Genomic DNA, 25,446 nt, shown 5'->3' with positions numbered 1-25,446 from the left:
CTCGTCACAGCAGCGGAGCAAGCTGCATCGCCGACACATTCGGCATCGGCGCGATGAAACCTATGGTGAGCCCTACCGGCTGTCAACGTCCGCGGAATTGCTTACGAGATATCCCAACTCCGGAACGGTCCCTCCTGTGGCACAACATATCGCGATAGTGGATCAGCGCGCCTTTCCGCTGCCCTTCGCCCCGGTCGATTTCGAAGGGTCGACGTCGGCCGGGGAATTGGCCGCACCTGGTCCACCCCCCACGGTGTGAGCAGCGAGGGCGACGTGGGCTCGCCGGTGAGGGACTTGCCCGGCAAGGGTTGCCGTTCGTCGTAGGGTCGTGATCCATGAACACACGTACCTGTATGGGCGCGGTCTTCGCCGCCGTCGCGGTCACCCTGACCGGGACGACAGTGGCGGCCGCGGCGCCGGATCTGAACAATCCCAACCTGATCGAAGCCGACCCGGCGGACTTCATGGTCGGTGACACGGTGTACTTCTCCGGATGGCTCGGGGCGTCCAATTGCGCGATCCACCCCAATGGCGATGTGGGCTGCGACCTTTCACCCGGTCATACGCTGTGGGGCATCGTCCCCATCTCCGACATCGCGATCGACGTCCCGTTCCTGCCCGCCCATCCGACCTTCGGACTGAGCGGCGCACACGGCCGTCCGGGTAGCCGGTGGATCACCGATGTCCCGCGTCCCGAGGGCAAGGTGTATCAGGGCACCCGAATCAGCTACGCGGGCGTCACCTGCATCGGAGGACTCCCCAGGGGCGCAGGAGTGGCCTGTACCGCCGAGGGGCACAGTTTCACCGATGGTGCGCAGGTCGAGATCAGCTGATCGTCGAACTCGACCGCGCGGCCGCCAGGTCTTGCGGCAATGCCGGTAGGGCAACGGCCTACGGCTTCGCCGCGCGGTCGAGTGCCGAGGCCGAACACTGGCAGCGACCGCGGACCCCGGTAGCGTCAGGACTCGCCCACCTCGGTGCGAACGTCATCGAGGACGTTGTCGCTCGGTGCGGTGCTGTCGCGGCTCCCGACGAGTGTTTCCGAGGCCGTTCAGTGGGTGATGGCGATCTCGCCCCTGGCGTGGTGACCGAGCATGTGGGTGACCGCCGCGGCGGCCTCGCCGAGCGGGTAACTCTTTTCGATGATCACCTCGACCTCGCCGGATGCCAGGAGCGCGGCGAGCTCAGCGAGGCGGTCCTGGTCGGGCAGGCAGGTGAGGGAGCGGACATCGATCGAGCGCCGTCGCATCGTCTTCGCTCGCGCGATTCTGGGCAGACTTCCGAAAAGACCCCGGGCGTCGCCGATGCTGTTGAGGATCAGTAATCCTCCGGGCGGCAGAAGTTCCGCTGTCGCGGAGGCGGGTGGTTTACACGTTGTCGAGGGAACCGAAGAACCCCAGCAACATATTTTGACCGTTCGGTCGAAATCGGCTTAGTATTCCGGATCATGTCGCGGACCAAAGAGTTCGACCCGGACGTGGCGTTGGACCGCGCGCTGCAGTTGTTCTGGGAACGCGGCTACGAGTCGACCTCGATGGCGGATCTGACCGAACATCTCGGCATCGCCCGGGCCAGTATCTACGCCACCTTCGGCAGCAAGCACGAGTTGTTCACCAAGGCGCTACAGCGCTATCTGGAAGCCGCCGATGCCCAGATCACCGCCGACCTGTCCCGGCCCGGCCCGGCGCTGCCCGCGATCAGAGCGCTCGTCGACCGTTTCACCGACGAAGCCTGCGCGCCGGATCGGTTCATGGGCTGCATGGTGTCCAACGCCGCCGTCGAACTCGCCGCCCGTGACGCCACCGTCGGGCGGCTGGTGGAGTCCAGTTGGGCTCGTATGGAAACCGCATTGGCCGCGGCCTTGACGCGCGCGCGAGCGCAGGACGAATTGGCCCCCGACGCGGAACCGCGCGCTATCGCCCGTTTCCTGCTGGTCTTCATCCAGGGACTCCGGGTCCTCGAACGCGTCCCCGGCACCGGCACCCGCCTGCGCGACGCCAGCAGGGTGACCTCGACGATCCTGCGCTGAGCCCGCGGCTGGGTTCGCACGTGTTGCCTATCGAGCGAGGCAACCCACAGCACAACAGCATTCGTCATCCGGCGGCTGCCGGGCTCCCGGCAGGCAGCCACGCCGGCCATCGCGAGCGAGGTGTGCGACAGTGGCGTGTCCGGATATTTCGGGGCACGACAACGACTGTCACCCCCGAAGGATGGGGAGTTGGAACGTGAATGTGTCGGAGCTGGCCTACAACGTCGTAGTCGTCGTGCATCTGCTCGGTATGGCCGCCGTGGTGGGTGGCTACGCGGCGGGGCGGCCTCGGGTCTCGGAGGTCATGGTCTGGGGCGCCCGATTGCAGGTGGTCACGGGGTTGATCCTGGTGGGGATGGCCGAGTCGATCGATGCGCTGGGCAGGGATCCGAACATGGGCAAGATCGGCGTGAAGCTGGTCGTGGCGATCGCGGTGGCCGCGTTCGCCGAGATCGGGCATGCGGACGAGAAGCGCGGCAAGCCGGTGCCGTGGCTGACCGACGCGGCGGGAGGGCTGGCGATCGTCAACGTCTTCGTCGCCGTTCTGTGAGGTGTCCGGCGCCCGGCACGCCGGACACGTCTCACGCTTCGAACAGCGATTGCCCCAGATAGCCGCCCGGTGACGCGACACCGGGCGGGATCGCGAACACCGCGGAACCGATCGGCGTCGTCCACACATTGAGCGCGTCGAACTCCGCCAGCCGGCGCTGCACCGGCAGGAACTGGGTGTCCACGTCGCGCTGGTAGGCGGCGAAGAGCAGACCCGAGTTGGAGACCCCGTGCGTGGGCGCGTCGTCGTAGTTGTAGCCGCGACGCAGGAAACGCTCGTTCTCGTGCGCGTGATGAGCGCGAGCGATGTGCGACGACGGGGGAATGACGGGGATACCGTTCTTGTCGACGGCCGTGAAATCCGGCTCGTCGAACTCGTCGGTTCCGGTCAGCGGCGCGCCGTCGGCGATGGTACGGCCGATGGTGAGTTCCCTTTCTTCTCGGTCGATCTGGTCCCAGGTGTCCAGCGTCATGGCGATCCGCCGCAGCACGCAGGAGGTACCGCCGTTCAGCCAGGGCTGGGCCGCGCCGTCGTCCCACACCAGACGGGTGAACTCCGGCGTGCCGGGTGCGAGGTTCACCGTGCCGTCGACCTGGCCCATCAAGTTGCGCGGCGTCCTTCCCGGCGCGGCATCCCGGAATCCGCGCTGCACCCAGCGCACGGCGACCAGCGAGGACACGCTCCGGGACAGCACACGCACCGCGTGCGACACGGTGGTCGCCTCGTCGGCGCACACCTGCAGGAGCAGATCGCCTCCGGTCCAGACGGGTTCGAGCCGGTCGACGGCGAACGGGGGCAGCGGCCGCAGCCAGGACGGCCTGCGGTGCTCGAGACCGCCCACGGCGAACACCGCGGGTCCGAAACCCACCGTCACGGTGAGCCGTGAGGGACGTTGCGCGAGCTCGGGTTCGGTATCCGCGAGGGCGGGCCGGCCCTGGGTGAGCCGGGCGGCGTCGCCGGTCCATATCCTCAGCAGCCCGACGAGGTCCTCGCGCCCGGCACCCGGCTTCAGATCGAAGGCGACGAACGCCGCGTGCGTTTGCGGAACGGTATCTATTCCGGCTTGATGCGGTCCGTAGAACGGCACCGTCGCGTCCCAGGGCGACGGATCGGGTTGCCGCCGGGCAGTGCGGGCGGTCGCGCCGATCCCGATCCCGGCGACGCCGGCTGCGGCGGCGCCGCCGCCGAGCAGACGCCGCCGGTTGATCCGTGCGGGACGCGATTCGTTCCGCTCAGCCACCGTGCGCGGGGGTCTGCGCGCCGGCGTGGGGTTCGCCGCCCGCGTGATCGGGCACGTAATTCTCCTGGTTGCCGGAGAAGTCACGCACCTGGGCGCTGAAGGTTGTGGTGGAGCCGTCCTCGAAGGTCAGCGTGACCGACGTCTCCGATCCGGTGCGCAGCGGTCCGCGCAGGTCCATGAACATGATGTGGTCGCCGCCGGGCCGCAAGCGGGTGCGGCCGTGCGCGGGGATGACGAAGCCGCCGCGCTTGGGCCGCATCGCCTTCGCGCCGTTCGCGTCGGCGACCACCTCGTGCAGCTCGATCCGGGCGGAGGCGGGACTCGTGGCCGAGACGATGGTGCGCGGTGTGTCGCCGCTGTTGATCAGATCGCCGAACGCCGCCGACATCCCGCTGTCGGCGGCCTTGACCCACTGGTCGGCAATGGTCACGGCCTCGGCCGAGGTGACAGTGTCCGTCTTGTCGGCGGACGAGCACGCCGTCAGAAGGAGGGGGACCGCCGCGGCGGCCATCGCGCCTCGCAGGAAGCGAGCGGCGCGCGGCGGAAGAAAGGTAATGGCAGGCATGGAAACTCCGGAAGTTCGTGCGGTTGGGGTGGTGCGCGCCGGCGAAGGCATCGGGCGAATCGCGGCATCGACCGATCCGCCGGTGGACCGGTGGCGGTCTGTCAACCGAGCGCTGTCGAGCGGCGCGTCAGGTCCGACGTGACAGGTCGGCAACGGTGATCGAAGCGGCGTCGCGCGAATGAAGCGCACTCCGGCGTACGGCGAAGCCGATGCTTCGGCGCTGTGCCGTGCCACCGGTGTTCGGTGGCAGTCGATGCCGCTACGCCGACTCCGTGCCGCAGGGGCCGGTGGATCGGATCCCGGGGCAGCGGTGGTCGGATCGTCGAGCGCCGGAAGGCGATGCTGGCCGACGCGAGGAAGAGGTCAGCGCGGAGGCGGGGGGCCGCGCAAGCCGGAGCCCGAACTGAGCAGCGTGCGCCGAGGCTGGGGGAACGCTCGACCGAAGGTGGGCGAGCCGATCCGGGCCGGCGCGTTGGGCCCCTCGCCGAGGACCCGCACCGTGTGGTGCACGTCGGAAACCGCGCGCAGCACAGCCTGTTCGGCGGCCCGGATGAGCAGCGCGCCGAGTGGAACGGCCGCCAGATGCGTGCCCAGCATCGCCGGGGTTGCGCCCACATCGTGCTGATGAGCGGCCGACAACGACGAGGCGACGTGCGCGAAGGCTTGGCCGACCGCCAGCGTGGCCATGATCCGGCCGGCTCCGTGCCGGTGGGGTCGCGTCCCGACCAGCACGCCGACCGCCGCGCACGCGGAGATCAGGAGGGCGATCGGCGCGGCGCCGGGCGACAGCGCGCCACCGCCGAATGCGTGCGCGGCGATGCTCACCGCACCGGCCGCGGATCCGACGAACGCGCCGCGCACCCGCGCCGCCATCACCGTCGGACTATGCACCGGCCCATACTACCGTCTGTCGTAGCGGCGTCGAGCGCCGGTTCGGCGCATCGAGGGCATTTCCGTCGGCCGCGGTTCGGAATGCCCGGCCACGGATAGGCTGCCGAATCATCGCGCCCTGCAATGCTTCACGGCGGCGGCATGCACCGGCCGCAGGCCCCGGAACCCGAAGTCGACGATCCCGGACGCCGGATGGCTCCGACGAAAGCTCACGCCGTGACGCCCGCGTGGACGAGATTGTGATCGGATACGCCGCCGACGTCGTCGACCGATGCCGCCGTCACGGTCGCGCCGTGCACGACCACGTGGTCGATGTGCTGCGACTTCGCGCCCGAGGCCCGGGGGCGGGTGGGCAGCGCGTCGGCGGCGCATTCGGCGACCACGAAGTCGTCGCCCAACCCGGTGGCGACGGAAGTGCGGTCGGTGTTGAAATCCCCCAGCAGGACAGTGGCGGTTTCCGGTGCGCCGGCGGCCAGTTCGGCCAGGCGGGCGAGTTGATCGGCGCGCCGCCGGTCGCCGGTCACATGGGTGGCGATCACCGTCAGTCCGCCCGCGTCGACGACGAGCGCGCCTTTGCCGCGGTCGGCGGTGAAGGATTCGGCGGTGACTTCCCGGCTCGGCTCGGCCGTGAGCACGACGAGGTACTCGCCGCCGTCGAGCAGGGAACTGGGCATGCGCCGCGGGGTCGGCAGTCGCTGGTACCGCATCGCGTGGAATGTCCGGTCCGGCAGGGCCATGCGCAGGCTGGCCAACTGATCGCCGCTGACCTCCTGTAACGCGATGATCCGCTCGGTGCGTTCGGCCACCCGCGCGGTGACCGCGGCGATCCGCGCCCCCTCGTCCGGCCACCGGGTGGCGACGTCCTCGTACCAGTTCTCGGCGTGGACGCGATGCAGAACGTTCCAAGTGGCCACCGTGATCACCTTCGCGATGGTATGCGACCGGGTGAAACAGGTTGCGGTGCGGGCTGCGCCGATATCGGTGCGCTCAGTCGGCGCGCTGGATGTCGATGCCCTGCTGGAGAGCGGCCACCGCGCGATCGAGGATGTGGTGCAGGGCCGCGATCGAATGGTCCGCACCCAGCATCCAGTGGTCGAGGCCGACGCCGAAGGCCGCGAAACAGGCGGCGGCGGTGAGCTGCGGCCGTAGATCATCGCCGGGCAGCCCGGCGCGGGCGGCGAAGTTCAGTGCCATCGCGCGCTGGCGCCCCAGGGCCCCGATGAAGTTCTCCCGGCGTAATTCCGGGTTGTCGACCAGTAGCTGCCTGGCTCTGCGCGCGGTGTCGGCCTGGCGTGCGCGGGACGGGGCGTCCTGCTCGTCGAGCAAGAAGTCGCGCAGTGCCGCGCGCAGCGCGGTCAGCACCGATTCGCTCGCGGGCCGCCGGTCGACGGAGGCGAGCAGTTGGGCCATCAGATCTTCCTCGTGGCTGAAGACCACCGCGAGCTTCGACGGAAAGTGCCGGTGGAAGGTGCGCCGGGAGACCTGGACAGCGTCGGCGATCTGCTGCACGGTGGTCTGCTCGAACCCGTGCGATTCGAACAGCCGCAGGGCTGCCTCCACCAATTCCCGTCGCACCCGCGCCTTTTCGCGTTCGCGCGGACCGTTCACACCCGTCATGCCCGCCGTCTCTCTGCGCGATATCCCGTCATTGATGTCTCAAAGTGACACTTTAGCCGAAAGCCGGTTACAGTGTCTCATCGAGACACCAAGTAGAGAGCCGAGAGGTGGCGCCCATGTCGGTGCGACGCGCAGGAATAACCGTGGCCATGGCAGCAGTGCTTTTCGCGGGGCCGCCGATGGGTTCGGCGGTGGCCGACCCCGTCGCGGCGGGCGCGGCGCCGGGCACGGTCGCCACCGACGAGGCACTGCCCGAACAGCTCTGGATCGAGGGCACGGGCGCGGCCCGCCGCCTCACGTACTGGTCCCGGACCTCCGACGACCACCCCGCACTGTCCAGCGGAGCCGTGTTCGTACCCGCGGGCACGCCGCCCAGCGGTGGCTGGCCGGTTCTGTCCTGGGAGCACGGCACGGTCGGCCTCGCCGACGACTGCGCGCCGTCGACCGCGGGCCGCAGCAAACGCGACCTGGACTATCTGGCGACCTGGTTGCGTCAGGGATACGCCGTTGTCGCGACCGACTACATCGGTCTGGGCACACCCGGCGCGCACGCGTATCTGGACGGGCGCGCCGAGGCGCACGCCGCGATCGACATGGTGCGCGCGGCCCGCGCGGTCGATGCTTCGCTGTCGTCGAGATGGGTGGCGATCGGGCAGTCGCAAGGCGGTGGCGCCGCGGTGTTCACCGCGTCACTGGCCACGCGGTACGCGCCCGAACTCGACTATCGCGGAGCGGTCGCCACCGGCCCGGCCTCCAACATCGTGGAGGCCGCCTCGTTCCTCGGGCCCGGCGTGCCGCCCATCGGCAACGCGCACCTCACCGCCTATATCGCGTATGTGATGAACGGGTTGAAGGCGGCGCGCCCCGACTTCGACCTGGACAGCTATCTCAGCCCCGCAGGCAGGCAATTGGCGACTGCCGCTGAGTCGCTGTGCTTCCAGCCGCTGGCCGATCGCGCGGAGGGCATCTCGGCCGGGCAGTTGTTCTCCCGTCCGCTGGCCGACGGTGACTTCGGCGCCACCGCCCGCCCGGTCATGGACGTTCCGCTCACGGGATACGACCGGCCGCTGTTCATCGGGCAGGGCACGAACGACACCGACGTCCCCGCTCCGCTGACCGCGAAGCTGATCACCGATCTGGAATTGCGGGGCGTCCGGCCCGAGGTGCACGTGTATCCGGGCAAGGATCACAGCGCCACCATGGCCGCTTCGCTGGCCGACAGCATGCCGTTCGTCGCGCGAGTGTTCTCCTGACCCGAAGCCGGGCCGGGGTCGCCGCCCGGCGCGGCCGGGTGCTCAGGCGCGCACGGCCGCGGGCTCGAGTTCGGCGCTGTCGGCCGGCGGCGCGGTGAGCTTGCGGACCGGAATCGCCAGCGCGACGAGCGCGGCGAGTACCGAGACGCCGCAACCGATCAGCAATCCGGTGCGGAAGCCGGCCTCGGTGGGGATGGTGTGCCCCCCGAGGCTCGTGCTCATCTGCGCGAGGACGACGCCGACGACCGCGGCCGAGACCGTGGTGCCGATCGAGCGCATCAGGGTGTTGAAACTATTGGCCGAGGCGGTCTCCGACAGCGGCACCGCGCTCATGATGAGTGCGGGCATCGAGCCGTAGGCGAGCCCGACGCCACCGCTGCACACGGAGGTCACGACGAGCAGGCCCCAGGTCGACTCCATCAGCAAGGTCGACGATCCGTAGCCGAGGGCGATCACCAAGCTGCCCACGATGAGCGTGACCTTCGGTCCGCGTGCGGTCGAGAGCCGGGCGCCCAGCGGGGAGACCGCCATCATCACCAGCCCGGCGGGGGCCATCCACAATCCCATCGCCAGCATGGACTGGCCGAGACCGTATCCGGTGGCCACCGGCAACTGCAGCAACTGCGGCACGATCAAGGACTGCGCGTACATGCCGAACCCGACCACGATCGAGGCGGCGTTGGTCAACAGCACCTGCCTGCGCGCGGTCACCCGCAGGTCGACCAGCGGATCCGCGGTTCGCAGTTCCCACCAGCCCCAGACCAGCAGGACCAGGACCGCGGTCGCGAACAAACCGAGGACGGTGCCGCTCGTCCAGCCCCAGTCGGCGCCCTTGGACACCGCGAGCAACAGGCACACCAGCGCGGTGCCGAGACCGAGGGCGCCGAGCGCGTCGAAGCCGCCTCCGCCGCGGGCCGGGATGGCGGGCACCAGCAGCCAGATCAGTGTGGCCACGCCCGCGCTCAGCACCGCCGAGCCGCAGAACAACACCCGCCAGCTGGCGTTCTCGGCGACCGCCGCGGCCAGCGGAAGCCCCAGCGCGCCACCGATTCCCATCGACGCGCTCATCACCGCGATGGATGTGCCGAGCCGCTCGGCGGGCAGGACGTCCCGCAACGCGCTGATGCCGAGCGGTACCACGCCCATGCCGATGCCCTGCAGGCCGCGGCCCGCGATCATCGGCACGACCGAGCTCGCCAGCGCGCAGACCAGTGATCCGCCGATGAGCGGAACGGTGCACGCGAGCAGCATCCGGCGTTTGCCGTAGAGGTCGCCGAGGCGGCCGGTGATCGGCGTGGCCACCGCGCCGGCGAGCAGCGTCGCCGTGATCACCCAGGAGGCGTTGGACGCGGTGGTGTCCAGAAGCCGGGGCAGGTCCCCGATCAGCGGCACCACCAGGGTTTGCATCAGTGCGGCGACGATGCCCGCCGCCGCGAGTACCCCGACGATGCCCTCGGACCGAGCTGCCGATGGTGCTGTCACGCGGATCTCCCTCTCTCGCCAGTGCTTGTGCACAGTACATATGAATTGCATGATGCACAAGAGTTGTATGATGCAAATCAGCTGGTCCGGCCCTATGGGTGTGGTATAGGTGCGGTGATGAAGCCCGTGGCTGGCGAATATCGGCAGGAGCGTTGTGTGGACAAGCCCGTATCTTCGGTGGAGTTCGAGACCATGCTGCTGGGGCGGCACAGCCTCAGCGCCAAGGCTCGACGGGGCGCCGGCCACCTCGACCGCAGCGCTTACACGGTGCTGAGCAGGCTGCGAGTGCAGGGTCCGATGTCGGTGGGGGAGCTCAGCGACGCCTTCGGCCTGGACACCTCGACGCTGCACCGGCAGACGACCGCCATGCGAGCGGCCGGCCTGATCGAACGCATCCCGGATCCCGACGGCGGCATGGCCCGCAAGTTCCGACTCACCGCGGAGGGCGGGCGTCAGCTCGACGCCGAACGCGCCTACAACGTGCGCGCCCTGGAAAGCGTGCTGGCGGAGTGGACCTCGGCGGACGTCGCCGCGTTCGCCGGATTCCTGAAACGGTTCAACACCGACATCGAGCGCATCGATAAGCGTCCCTGGCCCCGGCCGTGACTGCCCGGCCGCCCGCGCGGATGCACACGGAATCTCCACAATCGACGCCGGTTTCCTCCACGACCGGTGGCTAGGGTTCGGTGCATGGAACACAGCGCACCGCAGGCCGCACGGCGGATCCTGGTGGTGGACGACGAGATGACCATCGCCGAATCCGTCGCGGCGCGCCTGCGGGCGGAGGGGTTCATCGTCGACCTGGCGCACGACGGCCCTTCGGCCGTCGCCGCCGCCGAGTCTGTCGGCCCGGACCTGGTGGTGCTCGACGTCATGCTGCCCGGGTTCGACGGATTGGAAGTGTGCCGTCGGATTCAGGCGCGCCGGCCCGTGCCCGTGCTCATGCTCACCGCGCGCGCCGACGAAACCGACCAGCTGGTAGGCCTGGGCGTCGGTGCGGACGACTATCTCACCAAACCGTTTTCGCTGCGCGTGCTCGCCGCCCGCGTGCACGCGCTGCTGCGCCGGATGGACCGGGCGGCCGATCGCGTAGGCGCGACGATCCTGGTCGGCGATCTGCGCATCGACGTCGACCAGCGCCGGGTCTGGCGCGCGGAGGTCGAAGCGCTGCTCACGCCACTGGAATTCGAGCTGCTCGCCCGGCTGGCCCGTCGCCCCCGCGTCGTGCTCGCTCGTGAACGGTTGCTCGAAGACGTCTGGGACTGGTCCGACGCCGCGGGTACCCGCGCGGTGGACAGCCACATCAAGGCGTTGCGTCGCAAACTCGGCGCCGACCTGATCCGCACCGTGCGCGGCGTCGGATACGCCTTGGAGGCCCGATGAGCGCCGGACCCGACGACCCGTCGCCGGTCGGGAAGGCAATGCCCGGCCCCATTGGTTGGCCTCGGCTGCGCCAGGTGAGCGAGCGGGTCGCCGAGCGGTTGCCGCGGCCTCTGGACAAGATGAAGTCGATCAAGCTCAAGCTCGCCGTCCTCATGCTGTGTTCGGGCAGTGTCGCGTTCGGGTTCTTCCGTTTCAAGATCGGCTGGCTGCCGCCGCGCACCACGATCACCGCGGTGGTGATCGCGTTGGTCACCTCGCAGTTCCTCGCGCACGGCATCACCAGGCCGCTGCGCGAGATGACCGCGGCGGCGAAGCGGATGGCCCACGGCGACTACACCCTGCGGGTGCGCGCGAGTTCGCGCGACGAAGTCGGGCAACTGGCCGAGGCGTTCAACCAGATGGCCGCCGACCTGGCGGCTGCCGACCAGCAACGGCGTGACCTCGTCGCCAACGTCTCGCACGAATTGCGTACGCCCATCACCGCGTTGAACGCCGTGCTGGAGAACCTCGTCGACGGCGTCTCCGAACCGGACCCGGCCACCCTGCGTACCGCGCTGGCCCAGACCGAACGGCTCGCCATGCTGGTCTCCGAACTGCTCGACCTGTCCAGCATCGAAGCGGGCGTTTTCCGGCTCGATCGCGAGGAACTGCCGATCGCGCCGCTGCTGGCCGACGTCGTCGCCGAAGCGGAGGTGATGACCGCCGCGCTCGGACGCGGGGTGCGCTTCCGCACCGACGTGCTGCCCGGCACCGCCCGCGTGTTCGCCGACCGCGCGCGCCTGCACCAGGTGCTGCTCAATCTGCTCGACAACGCCGCTCGCCACGGGCCTGCGGGCGGGGAGGTCCGCCTGGCGGTGCGGGCGTCGCCGGGCGCGGTCGTGATCGACGTCGAGGACGACGGCCCCGGCATCCCACTCGCCGAACGCGCCCGCGTCTTCGACCGATTCACCCGGGGCGAACGCACGGCGGGCGGTGGCACCGGGCTCGGCCTCGCCATCTCCCGCTGGGTGGTCGACCTGCACGGCGGCACCATCGCGGTCGCCGATCCGGGCTCCCGCATCCGGGTGGTTCTGCCCGGCCGCTGACCTGTCACACCAACCGACCCGGACCGCAAGAGCGGACCCGGGATGATTCCGCACGCCTATCGAAGGACCGAACCATGCCTCCAGAACCCGAATCCACATCGAAGGCCGACCCGGTGTCAGCGGAGTCGGCCGAGGCGGCTGCTCCTGCCGCGCAGGCCGAGAAGACTGCCCCTGTCTCGCGGGGTGAGGCGGCTGCTCCTGCCGCGCAGGCCGAGAAGACTGCCCCTGTCTCGCGGGGTGAGGCGGCTGCTCCTGCCCCGCGGGTCAAGGAGACTGCCCCTGTTCCGCAGGCCGAGGCGGCTGCCGCTGCCGCTGCCGCGCAGGTCGAGGAGACCGGCCCTGTCCCGCGGGGTGAGGCGGAGGTCGAGGAGACCGGCCCTGCCCCGCACAGCGGGGTAACGGCCCCGGCCCAGGCATCGGTCTGGGCGCCGCCGGGGCGGTCGAGGACAGCAGTGGCCGAGGTGCGGGCCGGGACCGCCGGGCCGCCGCTGACCGTACCGATGTCTGCCGCGCGTCCCCCCAAGTGGCGACGGATCGCCTGCCCACCCGGCGTGGCGCTCGCCGCGCTCGTCTCCGGACTGGCCGCCGCCGTCCTGATCGACTGGGACCGGCCCGGCATCGGGTGGCTGCTCGCGGCCTGTGTCGCTACGACGTCGGTCTTCCTCGTCGACCGTAATGCCCGCAGGGGTGCGGCGAACACGGCGAGGGAAGGCGCGGACGGAGCGGAAACGAGGCCGAAAGGCCAGGCGGATACGGATCACCCTCGCGGGAAGCGATACGCGGGGCGGGTGGGATGGACGGCCCTGGCCCTGGCCCTGCTCGCGGTAGGTACCGTCCGCGCGGCGGGCTGGCTGTTCGCCCTGTGCGTGATCGCGGCCTGCCTCGCCGCTTCACCCGCGGTCATCGGACGCCGTTCGGCGAACGGCGTTCTCTACGACACCCTCGCGGTCTGGCTCGAGACCGTCGCCGCTGTGCCGTGGGCGTACGCCGGTACGGGCCGGCGGCGCGGCGGGAACGCTACGCGGGCGTGGCGGCTCGGGCTGTCTGTGGCGGTGACCGTCGTGCTGCTCGCGGTGTTCGTGCCGCTGCTCGGCAGCGCCGACGCGCTGTTCGCCGCACTGCTCGAGACCGTGACCCCGGACGTGGACCCGCCGTCGGTGCTGCGCTGGACCGTGTTGTTCGCGGTGGCGGGTCTCGGCGTGCTCGGCGCGCTGTTCGTGCTCGCGGGCCCGCCGCCGCCTGCCACCGCGGCGGCGGGCGGGCGGACCCTGCGCCGTCCGGAATGGGCGCTGCCGGTCGGTGCGCTCGCGATCCTGTTCGCGGCGTTCGTCGCGACCCAGTTCGTGGCCCTCTTCGGCGGCGACGACTATGTCCAGGAGACGTCGGGCCTGACCTACGCCGAGTACGCGCGAACCGGGTTCTGGCAACTGTCGGCCGTCACCGTGCTGACGCTCGCGGTGCTGATGGTGGTGCTGCGCTGGGCGGCCCAGGACACCGCCGCCGACCGGTGGTGGTTGCGCGGGCTGCTGACGGCGGTGAGCGTGCTCGCGCTGGTCATCGTCGCCTCGGCGCTCGGCCGGATGTGGATCTACCAGCAGGCCTACGGATTCACGGTGCTGCGCCTGCTGGTGGAAGCCTGCGAACTGTGGCTCGGCGTGGTCTACGTGCTGGTCCTCGCGGCCGTGCTGCGGCTGCGCCGGGCGTGGCTGCCCCGCGCCGTGCTGGGCACCGCCATGGTCGCGCTGCTTGCGCTGGCCGTTGCCGACCCGGAGCGCCTGATCGCCCAGCAGAACATCGATCGCTGGCAGCGCGGTAAAGCGCTGGACATCGATTATCTCGGCACCCTCTCGCCGGACGTCCTGCCCGCGACCGATCGGCTGCCCGAGCCGCTACGCGCGGACATACGCAGCCGGCTGCGCGCCGACCTCGACGGGGACACCTGGCGGAGCTGGAATCTTTCCCGAGCGGGAGCGCGGTGAGCGCAGAGGCAATACACTTGTATTATCGCTGATCGTGGGTTATAACTGGCCCGAGTGGGCACTGTTGTCGCTGGTGGGGATCGACCCGCGCGAAGTGCTGCAGGTGCTCATGAGCGCCCGCCGATGGCCTCGGCAGGCGCGTGGCCGGAACGAGCTCGCGGTCCTGACGGTGTGGGGCCGGACCGAGGCGGGCCGGCCGCTCATCGTCGCTGTCCGCCGCACCGAAGGCTGGCAGTGGGACATCCTGGGCGCGGTCGAGATGACCGAGACCCAGGTGGCCGAACTCGAGCGTTGGGAGCACGCCGATGACTGACTATCCGACGAACCCGGAGGCCGTCCGGGACTTCCTGTCCGGCTTGGAATACACCGACGCACCCGTCGCCCCGGCCGAGCTGCCCCCGCCGCTGCGTGCCGAGGACACGGTGACCGTCACCACATCGCTGCGCATTCCGCTGGAGTTACACCAGCGAGTCAAGAAAGCGGCCGAACAGCGCGGCGTGACCATGTCGGCGCTCATTCGCGACTGGATCGAACTCGAGCTGGCCGCCCTGGAGAACGACCAGCCCATCTCACGCGCCGACGCACTGCGGGCGCTGGCGGCCCTGCATCCCCTGCGGCAGTCGGCCTAGCCTCCCGTCAGCGGTCGTCGCGGCTGAGTATCTCCTCGAGCCGCGCGGCGAACTCGTCGGGTGCGCTGCGGTAACCGACGTGGTCGCCCGCGAACTCGACGAGCTCGAGGCCGAGTTCCTTCGCGAGCGCGGCGTTCGGGAAAGCGGGGAAGCTGTCGCGCGATTCGCGTCCGATTCCGAGCACCAGCCGGTCCGACGCCGCGCGCAGCGCCGCGAGATCCGGCGCGTACCGCGGATACTGGCGCAACTCGTGCTCCATCCAGAAGGCCAGGTTCTGTTGAATCCTGCCCACCATGGCGACAGCTTCCGGCGGCAGCTGCCCGTCCGGCGGAGGCGCCGCGACCCGCAGGCCGATGCCTGCGGCGAATTCGGCCATGGCCGCGGACGTGCCCGCGCTCCTGCTTCGCTCGTAGATGCCGTCGAGAAAGGCCAGCCACTTCTCGGCGTCGGGCAACAGGGTGGTCAGCGGCGGTTCGTGCGCCACCAGCGTGCGCACCAGTTCCGGCCGGACGCGGAGCAGTTCGAGGGCGACGATCGCGCCCGAGCTGCTGCCGAGTACGTGGGCGGGCTGGTCGGTGAGGTGCGTGAGCAGCGCCGCGGCATCCAGGCCGTCGGTGACCACGCGATCGTCCGGTGGCCCGTCGAGCGGGCTGCGGGTGAAGCCGCGCCGGTCGTAGGAGACCACGGTGTAGCGGTCGGCGAGGCGTTCGGCGAGGGCGTCGAACGTTCCGGCGTCGCCGTTGCCGCCGGGAATCAGCAACAGCAGCGGTCCGGCGCCGCGGATCTCGTAGTAGAGCGTGGCGCCGGGGACGGCGAGCGTCTGCGAGGTGGGTACGTCCATAGGGAATGCTCCTGGAAGAAGGGACAATTGCCGTAACGCCTCCCGGATGACCGGCAGCGCCGGAACCGGGGGATCGGCATCGACCCACCGGTCGATCGCCACGGACAGTGCCGCCGCGACGGCGCCCGCCATGATCCGGGGGAACATCTCGGTGTCGAGCGCGTGGCCGCTGCGCTCGGCGATGGCCTCGGCGAGCGCGGCTTCGATCACCGCCTGGGATTTGCGGTACTCGCCTTGCAGTGCGGGCGCCCGGGTGATCAGGCGGACGCCAGCGGTCCACGCGGGGTCGGGCGGCTCGGCGTCGCGGAACTCCGTCAGGACGGCGTGGATCACCGCCGGCCACAGTGGTTCGGCGGCCGGGCGGGCGCGCAGGTGGCCGGCGATCCGGCGGGCCCGGTCCACCGCCACCGAGCAGACGGCCTCGTATTTGCTCGTGAAGTAGTTGTTGAACGTGCGTGGCGACACCCCGGCCGCTGCGGCGATGTCCTCGACCAGGACGTTGTCCAGCCCGCGCTGCACGGCCAGCCGCACGGCCGCGAAGCCGAGCGCCTCGCGGGTGGCGAGCTTCTTGCGCTCGCGCAAGCCCAGGACGAATGCCACGCCTCCACGGTAGTGAAATTTGCGTGTCGCGCAATATTGCGCGATCGGAAAGTTTTGCGAGAGAACGCGTCCGGTAGTTCGGCAATCCAGAAATCAGGTGGCACTGGCGAACCTGGTGTCGAGGGCAATCCGGTTGCAACCTTCGAGAGGCAGCCGACGTGCGAATCGGTTCGGCGGAGATGATTCCGGACGATCGATGGCGTCAGATCGGTTCGGCCGCGATCCCGTCCAGCGCCCGGCGTACCGCGTCCGTGGGGTCGGCCGCGATCACTGTAGCCGCCACCGGATGCCCGTGGGCGTCACGAACTTCCCAACCGCCCAGGGACACAACCGGAATCCCGCCGCGCCGCCGCGCGAGCGCGACCTCCGACAGCGTGCCCCACGAGCCGCCGACGACGATCACCGCGTCGGCCGACTCGACGAGGATCGCGTTGCGCGCCTCACCCATGTTCGTGAACAGCACCGCCGACAACCCCGGACACACCGCTCCGCGGTCGGTGTCCGGGCAGACACCGATCACGAGCCCATCGGCATCGGCGGCTCCGGCGGCGACCGCGGCCATCACGCCGGAACCGCCGCCGCACAGCACGGTCACCCCGGCTCGCGCCAAGAGGCCGCCGACCGCGCGCGCCCACTCCGCTTCGTGCCGCGTGCACTCCCTCGGCCCGCAGACCGCGACCTGCCGCACCGGCGTCACCTTTCCTGCCCTCACCTCGCCGGACGCGGTGCCACGGCCGGCGCCAGGCGCTCCCGCAACGCCATGGCATCGCGCGGTGCCCGCACCTTCGCGTCGTTGTCGAAATAGGTATAGACGTCGAGGGATCCGGCCCACGATCGGATCTTCGCCGCCCACATGTCCAGGCCCTCGTCGGTGTATCCACTGACGTAGAGTTCGTCGTGGCCGTGCAGCCGGATGTAGACGAAATCGGCGGTGACCTCGTCCAGTAGCGGGTACTTGCCCGCGGCGTCGGCGACGACGAGGCCCACACCGTGGCGGGTGAGCAGGTCGGTGAACGCCGGCGTCACGAAGCTGTCGTGCCGGATCTCCAGCGCATGCCGCATCGGCCGGTCGGCATCGGTGCTCGTGTGCGCGGGATCGACGCGGTGATCGTGGCGCCGCGCGATCTCGGCGGCCTGCTCGGTGTCGCGGGGCAGCCGGGACAGGAAGGCGTCCAGCACGTCGGCGTCGAAGCGGAAGGTCGGCGGCAGCTGCCAGAGAATCGGCCCCAATTTGGGCCCGAGCGCCAGCGGACCGGACGCCAGGAAGTTGGCCAGCAGCTCGTCGCCATCGCGCAGCCGCTTCATGTGGGTGATGAACCGGCTGCCCTTCACCGCGAACAGGAAGTCCTCCGGCGTCTGCTCCGCCCACCGCTGGTAGCTGGACGGGCGTTGCAGCGAATAGAACGAGCCGTTGATCTCGACGCTGTCGAGCCGCTCCGACAGATAGGCAAGCTCGCGCTTGTGCGCCAGGCCCTGGGGGTAGAACGTGCCGCGCCAGGGCGGGTAGACCCAGCCCGATGTCCCGATCCTGATCCGGCCCATCTCTCCATGGTGGCAAATCCGCTACGCGGATGGGGGCTTCGCCGCCATCTTCCCGATCAGCCACGCCACCGCCAGCGCCGCCAGGAACGACAGCAGCGACGCGCTCATCCACGCCTGCCGGGTGAAGTGCAGCGCCTCCCGCGCGTGCTCCCAGAACTCGGACCACACCCCGGCATCGCCCGGGTTGACCAATTGGTACACCGCGAATCCGGTCAGCCACGCGCCCACCATTCCCCATCGCGCGGGTGCGTCGGCCGCGGTGTTCCATTCCCGGTGGGCACGCAGGAAGAAGTCGGCGACCAGCACGCCGAGCAAAGGCACGAACACCGAGCCGATCAACCCGAGGAAGCCGAAGTAGTTCGCCATGTCCAGCCGCAGAGCGAGGATCGTGATCAGCGCCCCGAGGCCGATCGACAGCACCCGGCGGTCGACGCGCGGCGCGAGATTCTGGATCGACACGGCGGTGGAGTAGACATTCGCGAAGGACTGGTCCGCCTCCCGCACCACGAAGACGAAAAAGAACACCGCCCCGAGGCTCACCTGCAGGAACGGTGCGTACGGTCCACCGCCGCCGGTGGCCAGCGCCAGCGCGAACAGGCCGAGGACATAGGCGACGATCTGGGTGAGCGCGTACGCGCCCGCGGCCGCGCCGAACGCGGAGCGGCCGGTACGGGCATGACGGGTGTAGTCGGCGGCGACCGGGACCCACGAGATGGAGACGGCCAAGGCTGCGTCGGTGGCGATCCAGAACAGGTTCCAGTCGACGCCGAACGGTCCGCCGCCTTCGGGTCCCGGGTTCGCCCGCAGATCCGGCAGGCCGGCGCGGAAGAACTGCGCGTAGAACCAGACCAGGGCGAGCACGACGCCGGCGGTCACGAACCTGCGCAGCAACCGCACCGAGCCCAGCGGCCAGATCGTGAGCACCGTCGTGAGTACGCCCGCGGCCACCACGTAGAGCCAGTGCGGGCCGCCACCGAACAGTTCCTCGGCCGCGTCGCCGATGACGATCAGCTCGAACGTGCCCCATCCGATCAACTGGGCGATGTTCAGCACGGTGGGCAGGTAACTGAGCTTCGCGCCGAACAGGCCGCGCAGCAGAACCATCGCGGGTTGTCCGGTGCGCGCGCCGGTGAGCGCGGCGGCGCCGAGCATCAGTCCCCCCACCAGGGTGCCGAGGACGGTCGCCAGGATTCCGGCCGCGATCGAGATCTGCGCGGCGCCATCGGCGTTCGGCGCGAGCACCGTGTACGCGCCGGAGAACGCGATGAGGCTGACGCCGAGATTGGCCCAGAACGCGCTCTGGTCCCAGAACGAGAGCACCTTCGGCGCCGGCTGGTCGAGGGTCAGCGGCGCTTCGTGCGCCGCGCTCGCGCGGGTCGACGACATGACGGAACGCTCTCCCTACGCCGGCATTACCCGGACAGGTTCATGCGGTCGGCGACGCGTGCGGTTTCGCCCTCTCAGCCCGGCCGTGCCCGAGCTCCCGCGGTGGTGTGATTCCGGCGAATAGTACACCCGCGCCAATTCCCGGTACAGGTACGAGCCGCGCACATGCGGCGGTGCGGTGGTGACTCCGCGCGCCGTCGAGACCGGGCCGGCCGGCAGCTGCCGACGCCCGGCTCAACCCATGAGGAACGAGGCGGCGAACCAAGCCAGCAGAACCAGCACCGCGCCGACCAGCGCCCCCGGGAACAACGCGCGCCCCTGCCGTGCCGCCATGCCCGAGAGCAGCACGCCCACGGCGAACCCCACGATCCCGCCGCCGACCATTATCCACACGCCCGCACTGGTATCGACCCGGCACTCCGGCTTGGACGCGCAGATCCCGCCGGCCATCAGGAACCACGGCGCGAGGACCGTCGACATCGCGGCCAACGTCGCGGGCAGGAACCACAACAACGCGCTGACGACGAGGTCCGCGGTGCGGGGCGGCTCGACCGCGCGGGTATCGGGCTCGCGCGTGGGATAGCCGGAGGGGGTCGTGCCTTGGGACACCTGATTCAGGTAACCGTGCATCGTGTCTCGCTATCGCTTGTCGGTGGTGGTCGACCGGGCCGATGGAAGTTATACACCAGGCATCTGCGCCTGGAAGTGCTTGTGCTCCCGGGGATGCGGCCACGCCGTTCGCTCCCTCGCCGTGCCCCGGGACTGCCGGTCTCTCCCGCCACTGATAGCGAATGCCCAGCATCCCAGCGGGTTCGGTAGCGCGTACGACGCCGTGCGAGACCGAGACGATCAGGCGCCGGTGACGGTGGGCGCGTGTGTGCGTTCGGCGGCGACTCGAATTCGTCTGCGCCACGGCAGGGTATCCGCATCACCGCAGGCGGGCCGCCACTACCGATGCCCGTGCTCTACCTACGCGACCATCCTGTGTGTCGATCCGACGCGCGGCCGAGACGAGCGTGCACCGCATGGACCGGACGACGACGGCGTCGCCGCGGTCCGCTCGAGCTCGCCCGGCCGCGCTCGCCGAAGACGCTTCTACTGTGGGAGTCACGCGTTTGACCACGCCCCGAAACCTCGACCAGACCACGAACAACACCGGCACCCACCGTGGTTCGCCCATCGACCACCATGGCGAGCGCGTATCGCTGTACTCCCCGCAATTCGCGGCCGATCCGCATCGCGCCTACCGGGACATGCGCGCCCGCTACGGCTCGATGGCGCCGGTCGAACTGGCCCCGGGCGTGCCCGCGACATTGGTGCTGGACTATCACACCGCCGTGCGAATCATGCACGACCCGGAGCACTTTCCCGCCGACCCGCGCACCTGGCAGGCGAACGTCCCCGTCGACTGTCCGGTGCTGCCGGTGCTGGAGTGGCGTCCGAACGCCATGCGCAGCACGGGCGAGGCGCATGCCCGCTATCGCGAGGCCAACACCGCGAGCATCAATGCCGTCGACCTGCATGCCTTGCACGAGACGGTGGAGCGGGTCGCAGCCGAGCTCATCGCCGCCTTCTGCGCTGCGGGCAGCGCGGATCTGGTGTCGCAGTACGCACTTCCGCTGGCGTTCGAAGTGATCAACGCCATGCTGGGCTGCCCGCCGGAGATCGGCCGCGAGGTCGCCGCCGCGACCGCCGCCGTGTTCGACGGGGTGGACGCCGAGGAGGGCAACCGCATGCTCGGCGCCGCGCTGATGCGGCTGATCGAGCTGAAGCGCGCCGAGCCGGGCCCCGACATCACCACGCGGCTGCTGCGGCATCCGGCGGCCTTGGACGACGCGGAGATGATCCATCAGCTCGTCGTGCAGTACGGCGCGGGCATCGAACCGCTGCAGAACCTGATCGTCAACACCCTCGTGCTGATCCTCACCGACGACCGGTTCGGCGGCGAGGTCCTCGGCGGCAGCCTGTCCACCCGCGACGCACTGGACGAGGTGTTGTTCACCGACCCGCCGATGGCCAATTTCTCGGTCACCTATCCGCGCCAGCCGATCCTGATCGACGACGTGTGGCTGCCCGCCCACCAACCGGTGGTCATCAGTTTCACCGCCTGCAACAACGATCCGGCGATCAGCGGCGCCGACCACAGCGGCAACCGGTCGCATCTGGCGTGGGGCGCCGGACCGCATGCCTGCCCCGCCCGCAGCCCGGCCTATCTCATCGCGCAGGACGCGGTCGACCAGTTGCTGGACGCGCTGCCGGAACTGCGGCCCGCCCTGCCGGTACACGAGTTGTCCTGGCGGCCAGGGCCCTTCCATCGGGCCCTGGCCGCGCTGCCGGTCGTCTTCCCCGCGACGGCGCCCTGGCGGCCCTGAGGCCGGGAATCGGTCACGCCACTGTCGTCGCGAGCCGGGCGAGGTTCGCCGGACGCGCGAAGGTGTCGGCGAAAGCGTCGGCCAGCGTAGTGTCGTGCTGAGCGGCCAGCATCATCTCCTGCATGGCCGGAGGCGGATCGAGCACCGTGGCCGTCCAGCGCGCGGCGGGGTACGCGACGGCCGTCAGCCACGGCGCGGCCGCCCACTCCATCCACTGGCTGTCGTAGGGACCGTCCGGGTCGTGCAGGATCGCCTCGCCGTAGCGGAGCGCGCAGTGCACGGCGTTGTTGGCGCCCTGTGCGCCGCCCGGGTCCATCCGGCAGACTACGTCACCTCCGCCCAGCACCGGCCTGCCCGACGGCAGCGCGCCGACCGGACGGCGCATGACCGGCGTCACCGCGCCCACCAGCGTCGCCCCCGCATCGGTCGGTTCGGCGTGCCGGTAGCGCTCGGCGAGTCCGGCGGGCAAGTGCGCCTCCAGCAGTCGCCTGGCCTGTGCCCAGCGCTGCGCGGGCGTGCCGTGCTGGTCGAACACGTCCAGCGCGCCGCCGGGCCGCGCCTCGAAAAGCAGGATCTCGCAGCGGCGTTCCTGACCCGGCCGGCCGGTCAGGCCGGGATAGGAGATCACTTCCCCGTGTTCGGGCAGCGTGGTGTAGGAGCCGAGGCCCTCCGGGTCCGGCTCGACACCGTCGAGGTACAGCACGGCGAGCCGGCGCAGCGGCGCGGCGGGCGCCGGCCACGCCGGATCGGCCTCGAAGCAGCCGGCCAGTTCGCGACCGGCGCGGGTGACGACGGTCAGGTCGTAGCCGGCGGCGCTGTGCTCGAGCTCCGCCAGGGACGGCTCGCCGATCCGCAGGTCGCCGCCTCGGGCCAGGTACTCGCCGAGCCAGCGGGCGAACACCGTCCGCTGATCCACGCTCTGCGCGGGGCGGGTGAGCCGTCCGGCCCAGGTCACCACGGCCGCGCGGTCGACGGCCATGGTGAACCGGATGCCTTCGATATTCGGTGCGATGGAGCGCCAGAAACCCAGGCCCAGGTCCGATTCGAGGTCGAGCGTCGGCGGGAACTTGACCTGGGTGCTGGTCACCGTGCCGGCGAGGACCGCCTCGGCGTCCCGATCGGTCACCAGCGTGACCGGCCGCCCACCGTGCAGCAGCCGATGGGCGAGTGGTAGTCCGCATTCGCCCGCCCCGAGTACCAGTATCTGTCCCACCGTCGTGTCCTTCCGGTCGTGTCATCGACTACCGCGATAGCGCAATGGTCCGCGTATAGGGGGGTAAGGCACATCGGTAGAGACCGTGAATCTCCTCGGGCGAGCCGACTACGCTGCCCTGTTGTGTCGGTAGGGCGTGCGTCGGGTCCGGGGTTCCCACCCGCGGCCCCCAATGATTTCGTGGGGCGCGAGCGTGAGCTGGAGAAGATCGGGATGGCGCTGCTGGGCGGAACCCGCCTGGTCACCCTGATCGGCGCGGGCGGCATCGGCAAGACCCGGCTGGCCACGGAAGCGGTGCACCGGTTCCACAAGGCGCGACGCGTCCCGGTGCACTGGGTGCGCCTGGCGTTGCTGTCCCGCGGCGCCGACGCGGCGGCGGTCGAGGAACTCCTCGCGCGGTCGCTGATCGACGCCGATTTCTCCGGACGTTCGGCGTGGGAGGCGGTGCTGGACACGCTGCGCCGCCGCGACGCGGTCGGGCGCACGCTGCAGACGATCCTGGTGCTGGACAACTGCGAACACGTCCTGGACGGCGCGGGACGAGTGATCGCCGACCTGCTGGAAGCCGCGCCGGGTCTCACCGTGCTGGCCACCAGCCGGGAGGCGATCGGCTGGGTCGACGAGCAGTTGGTGCCGGTGCCTGCGCTGTCGCGGGAACAGGCGCTGGCCTTGTTCCGTGCCCGCGCCGACCTGACCGGGCACACCGTCGCCGACGACGAGGCCGAGCTGGCCGTGGCGATCTGCCGCCACGTGCACAACCATCCGCTCTACATCCGGCTGGCGGCCGCGCGCTTGCTGCGCCAGCCGCTGCCGATGATCCTGCGGGACCTCAGCGGCGAGGAGAGCGACCGGCGGCTGCGCTGGTCGCACGGTCCGCGGGTCGGCGCGGACGCGCGGCACCAAGGTATTCGCGACGTCATCGCCTGGTCCTACGAGCTGTGCCGGGACGAGGAGCGACTGCTGTTCGACCGGCTGTCGGTGTTCGCGGCAGGCTATGACATCGACTACGAGAACTCGGACCCGGCGGAGGCGGACGTCGGCGCGGAGCTGGAGGCGATCGAGGCGGTTTGCGCCGACGACGAGCCGGGCGCCTTGGCTCGCGCCGAGATCGAGGCTCTGCTCGAGCGGCTGGCGGACCAGTCGCTGGTCTCGGTGCACCTGACCGCGACCACGGTGCGGTATTCGCTGCTGGAGAGTGTCCGCTTGTTCGCCCAGCAGCGGCTGGCCGAGCGCGACGGCGAATCGGACCGGTTGGCGCGCAGGCACCGCCGCTACTACCGCGACAAGGTCGTCGCGGCCCGTGCCGAATGGTTCGGCCCCGGCGAACAGGATCTACTGGATTGGGCGCGCGCGGCCTGGGACAACCTGCTGTGCGCCATGGCGGGCAGTCTCGCCACACCGGAGGAAGCCGCCGTCGGGCTGGAGATCGCCACCGGGCTGATCGCGTTGCGCTGTCCGTTTCTCACCGGCTCGCTGCGCGAACCGCGCCGCTGGGCCGAGCGCACGCTGGCCGTGAGCCGCGCCCTGGACCCGCAGCCGGTGCCGCTGCAGGTGACGGCGATGTCGCTGATCGCGTGGATCAGCCTCTGCCAAGGCCTGCACCACGACGCGGAACGCATGCTCGACGAGTGCGTCGCGCTGTGCGTGCCCGCCGGCGCCCGGACCGGCCGGCGTGAGCACGACCGCGATCTCGATCTGCCCGCCCCGGTCGAATTCGCCAGCGGCGCCGAGCTGATGCTGGTGGGCCGCGATGTGCGCGCGCTCGCCGTGCTGGCCCGCGCGCGCGAGAAGTTCACCGCCGCAGGCGATCGTGGCGGGGCCGCGATGAGCGAACTGTTCGAAGCGCTGACCGCCGCGTTGCTCGGCACCTCCGAGCAGGCCCTGGAGGTCTCCCGGCGGCATCTGGAGCACGCGGAGCGCTCCGGAGCGCGATGGGCGGCATCCTGGGGCGGACTCGCCCGGGCGATGGCCCTGACCAAACACGGCGACCCGCATGAAGCGCTCGCCGTGACGCAGGCGGCGCTGACCACCCAGCTGGCGATCCGGGATCAGTGGGGCGTGGTGTGGGCCGTCCACGTTCGCGCGTGGGCGGTGGCGCGCATGATCCGCGACACCGACGGCGAACGGTCCGGCGCAGTGGTGGAGCAGGCGCGCGAAGTGGCGCGCCTGCTCGGCGGCGGCGCCACGCTGCGGGAGCGAATCGGTGTCGACATCGTCAATCTCGGCCCGTTCGCCGTCGAGACCGACCTCGCCGCAGATACCGCCCGGGCGGTTCTGGGCGCGACCGACTTCGCGGAGGCGCAGCGCGAGGGCGCGCTGCTACGTCCGGAACTCGACGAGGTGGCGCAGCTGGCGCTGGGCAACCTGTCGCTGGACCGGCTACCGGTGGAGCATCCGGTCCGGCGCAACCGCCCCTCGCACTGGGCGGACTTGTCGGCGGCCGAACAGGACGTGGCCGTGCTGGCCGCGGCGGGCTGGACCAACACCGCCATCGCCGCCCGGCGCGGCAGTTCGTACAAGACCGTCGATGCCCAGATGGCCTCGATCCTGCAGAAACTGATGATCAGCTCGCGCGAGGACATCCGCGCCCTCGTGCCCGCCGACCGGCAGGACCAGGTGAGCGAGGAGGCCGCGCGCAAACCGCTGCGCGCACGGCGCTCGTGAGAGGCCCGCAATCGCGCCGGGTATCTCACCGGTGTGCCTCGCCCTGCCCTGCCCTGCCCTGCTTGCCCGAGCCGAGCCGAGCCGAGCCGGGCGGCGTCTCGGCTGTGCCGCCGCCCGGCTCGTTA

The 25,446-nt window shown here is 70.4% G+C and carries 25 protein-coding genes and 1 riboswitch; of the genes, 12 read left to right on the top strand and 13 right to left on the bottom strand.

Annotated features, from left to right (window positions below; genetic code table 11):
* Positions 1-335: 335 nt before the first annotated feature.
* Positions 336-833 (top strand): hypothetical protein, encoded by a 498-nt coding sequence (locus NNI01S_RS25595; RefSeq protein WP_157114967.1) that lies wholly within the window; start codon positions 336-338, stop codon positions 831-833.
* A gap of 218 nt (positions 834-1,051) precedes the next feature.
* Here NNI01S_RS25595 and NNI01S_RS33855 read toward each other — a convergent pair whose 3' ends face one another.
* Complete coding sequence (locus NNI01S_RS33855) at positions 1,052-1,408, bottom strand: zinc-binding dehydrogenase (RefSeq protein ID WP_084489308.1); 357 nt, start codon at positions 1,406-1,408, stop codon at positions 1,052-1,054.
* Between the two features lie 39 nt (positions 1,409-1,447).
* On the opposite strand from NNI01S_RS33855, the gene NNI01S_RS25585 reads away from it, so the two are divergent.
* Positions 1,448-2,029 carry a TetR/AcrR family transcriptional regulator gene (locus NNI01S_RS25585; protein ID WP_063022694.1) on the top strand — a complete coding sequence of 194 codons (582 nt, stop codon included), beginning with the start codon at positions 1,448-1,450 and terminating at the stop codon, positions 2,027-2,029.
* A gap of 250 nt (positions 2,030-2,279) precedes the next feature.
* Complete coding sequence (locus tag NNI01S_RS25580; RefSeq protein ID WP_245676376.1) at positions 2,280-2,579, top strand: hypothetical protein; 300 nt, start codon at positions 2,280-2,282, stop codon at positions 2,577-2,579.
* Positions 2,580-2,610: 31 nt separating this feature from the next.
* Here NNI01S_RS25580 and NNI01S_RS25575 read toward each other — a convergent pair whose 3' ends face one another.
* The 5 genes from NNI01S_RS25575 to NNI01S_RS25555 form a co-directional block, all read right to left on the bottom strand.
* Complete coding sequence (locus NNI01S_RS25575) at positions 2,611-3,819, bottom strand: Dyp-type peroxidase (protein ID WP_063022692.1); 1,209 nt, start codon at positions 3,817-3,819, stop codon at positions 2,611-2,613.
* Positions 3,812-4,384, bottom strand: coding sequence for a copper chaperone PCu(A)C (locus NNI01S_RS25570; protein WP_063022691.1), 573 nt, complete (start codon positions 4,382-4,384; stop codon positions 3,812-3,814). Before NNI01S_RS25570 ends, NNI01S_RS25575 begins: the two co-directional genes overlap by 8 nt.
* A gap of 363 nt (positions 4,385-4,747) precedes the next feature.
* The gene (locus NNI01S_RS25565; RefSeq protein WP_063022690.1) at positions 4,748-5,275 is read right to left on the bottom strand and encodes a hypothetical protein; all 528 of its coding nucleotides are present in this window, start codon (positions 5,273-5,275) and stop codon (positions 4,748-4,750) included.
* 209 nt (positions 5,276-5,484) lie between these two features.
* On the bottom strand, positions 5,485-6,189 hold the full coding sequence (locus NNI01S_RS25560; protein WP_245676368.1) for an endonuclease/exonuclease/phosphatase family protein: 705 nt from the start codon (positions 6,187-6,189) through the stop codon (positions 5,485-5,487).
* A gap of 73 nt (positions 6,190-6,262) precedes the next feature.
* The gene (locus NNI01S_RS25555) at positions 6,263-6,892 is read right to left on the bottom strand and encodes a TetR/AcrR family transcriptional regulator (RefSeq protein WP_063022688.1); all 630 of its coding nucleotides are present in this window, start codon (positions 6,890-6,892) and stop codon (positions 6,263-6,265) included.
* A 116-nt stretch (positions 6,893-7,008) separates the two neighbouring features.
* On the opposite strand from NNI01S_RS25555, the gene NNI01S_RS25550 reads away from it, so the two are divergent.
* Positions 7,009-8,145 (top strand): lipase family protein, encoded by a 1,137-nt coding sequence (locus NNI01S_RS25550; protein WP_157114966.1) that lies wholly within the window; start codon positions 7,009-7,011, stop codon positions 8,143-8,145.
* A 42-nt stretch (positions 8,146-8,187) separates the two neighbouring features.
* Here the strand turns inward: NNI01S_RS25550 and NNI01S_RS25545 are convergent, their stop codons facing one another.
* Positions 8,188-9,627, bottom strand: a complete 1,440-nt coding sequence (locus NNI01S_RS25545; protein ID WP_245676367.1) for an MFS transporter — start codon at positions 9,625-9,627, stop codon at positions 8,188-8,190.
* A gap of 156 nt (positions 9,628-9,783) precedes the next feature.
* On the opposite strand from NNI01S_RS25545, the gene NNI01S_RS25540 reads away from it, so the two are divergent.
* The 6 genes from NNI01S_RS25540 (at position 9,784) to NNI01S_RS25510 (ending at position 14,703) form a co-directional block, all read left to right on the top strand.
* The gene (locus tag NNI01S_RS25540) at positions 9,784-10,233 is read left to right on the top strand and encodes a MarR family winged helix-turn-helix transcriptional regulator (RefSeq protein ID WP_245676366.1); all 450 of its coding nucleotides are present in this window, start codon (positions 9,784-9,786) and stop codon (positions 10,231-10,233) included.
* Positions 10,234-10,317: 84 nt separating this feature from the next.
* Positions 10,318-11,010, top strand: coding sequence for a response regulator (locus NNI01S_RS25535; RefSeq protein WP_063917663.1), 693 nt, complete (start codon positions 10,318-10,320; stop codon positions 11,008-11,010).
* A gap of 38 nt (positions 11,011-11,048) precedes the next feature.
* The gene (locus NNI01S_RS25530) at positions 11,049-12,095 is read left to right on the top strand and encodes a HAMP domain-containing sensor histidine kinase (RefSeq protein ID WP_063022850.1); all 1,047 of its coding nucleotides are present in this window, start codon (positions 11,049-11,051) and stop codon (positions 12,093-12,095) included.
* Between the two features lie 74 nt (positions 12,096-12,169).
* Positions 12,170-14,074, top strand: a complete 1,905-nt coding sequence (locus NNI01S_RS25520) for a DUF4153 domain-containing protein (protein ID WP_245676365.1) — start codon at positions 12,170-12,172, stop codon at positions 14,072-14,074.
* A 34-nt stretch (positions 14,075-14,108) separates the two neighbouring features.
* On the top strand, positions 14,109-14,387 hold the full coding sequence (locus NNI01S_RS25515; protein ID WP_063022684.1) for a hypothetical protein: 279 nt from the start codon (positions 14,109-14,111) through the stop codon (positions 14,385-14,387).
* Positions 14,380-14,703 carry a ribbon-helix-helix domain-containing protein gene (locus NNI01S_RS25510; RefSeq protein WP_063022683.1) on the top strand — a complete coding sequence of 108 codons (324 nt, stop codon included), beginning with the start codon at positions 14,380-14,382 and terminating at the stop codon, positions 14,701-14,703. Before NNI01S_RS25515 ends, NNI01S_RS25510 begins: the two co-directional genes overlap by 8 nt.
* Before the next feature lie 7 nt (positions 14,704-14,710).
* On the opposite strand, the gene NNI01S_RS35765 is transcribed toward NNI01S_RS25510, so the two are convergent.
* From NNI01S_RS35765 to NNI01S_RS25485, 5 genes are all read right to left on the bottom strand, one after another.
* A complete protein-coding gene (locus tag NNI01S_RS35765; RefSeq protein WP_218019260.1) occupies positions 14,711-16,144 on the bottom strand; it encodes an alpha/beta fold hydrolase in 1,434 nt (477 codons plus the stop codon).
* 202 nt (positions 16,145-16,346) lie between these two features.
* On the bottom strand, positions 16,347-16,832 hold the full coding sequence (locus tag NNI01S_RS25500; protein WP_063022844.1) for an SLOG cluster 4 domain-containing protein: 486 nt from the start codon (positions 16,830-16,832) through the stop codon (positions 16,347-16,349).
* Between the two features lie 20 nt (positions 16,833-16,852).
* Entirely contained in the window at positions 16,853-17,686 is an 834-nt protein-coding gene (locus NNI01S_RS25495) for a DUF72 domain-containing protein (protein WP_063022682.1), read from the bottom strand.
* 21 nt (positions 17,687-17,707) lie between these two features.
* A complete protein-coding gene (locus tag NNI01S_RS25490; RefSeq protein ID WP_063022681.1) occupies positions 17,708-19,072 on the bottom strand; it encodes a purine-cytosine permease family protein in 1,365 nt (454 codons plus the stop codon).
* Positions 19,068-19,183: riboswitch (TPP riboswitch) on the bottom strand. It overlaps the preceding gene by 5 nt.
* 123 nt (positions 19,184-19,306) lie before the next feature.
* Positions 19,307-19,702, bottom strand: a complete 396-nt coding sequence (locus NNI01S_RS25485) for a hypothetical protein (RefSeq protein ID WP_063022680.1) — start codon at positions 19,700-19,702, stop codon at positions 19,307-19,309.
* A gap of 485 nt (positions 19,703-20,187) precedes the next feature.
* Here NNI01S_RS25485 and NNI01S_RS25480 point away from each other — a divergent pair, with 485 nt between their 5' ends.
* Positions 20,188-21,444, top strand: coding sequence for a cytochrome P450 (locus NNI01S_RS25480; RefSeq protein ID WP_063022842.1), 1,257 nt, complete (start codon positions 20,188-20,190; stop codon positions 21,442-21,444).
* Between the two features lie 13 nt (positions 21,445-21,457).
* Here NNI01S_RS25480 and NNI01S_RS25475 read toward each other — a convergent pair whose 3' ends face one another.
* Positions 21,458-22,657 (bottom strand): styrene monooxygenase/indole monooxygenase family protein, encoded by a 1,200-nt coding sequence (locus tag NNI01S_RS25475; RefSeq protein ID WP_063022679.1) that lies wholly within the window; start codon positions 22,655-22,657, stop codon positions 21,458-21,460.
* A 180-nt stretch (positions 22,658-22,837) separates the two neighbouring features.
* Between NNI01S_RS25475 and NNI01S_RS25470 the strand changes: the two genes are divergently transcribed.
* On the top strand, positions 22,838-25,321 hold the full coding sequence (locus NNI01S_RS25470; RefSeq protein WP_063022678.1) for a helix-turn-helix transcriptional regulator: 2,484 nt from the start codon (positions 22,838-22,840) through the stop codon (positions 25,319-25,321).
* Positions 25,322-25,446: the final 125 nt, after the last annotated feature.

Origin of the sequence: Nocardia niwae NBRC 108934 = DSM 45340, assembly GCF_001613465.1 — a bacterium.
In the GTDB taxonomy this organism is placed as follows: Bacteria; Actinomycetota; Actinomycetes; order Mycobacteriales; family Mycobacteriaceae; genus Nocardia; species Nocardia niwae.
Note: the sequence above shows the minus strand (reverse complement) of the source record. Positions and strands in the feature narration are given on the sequence as shown.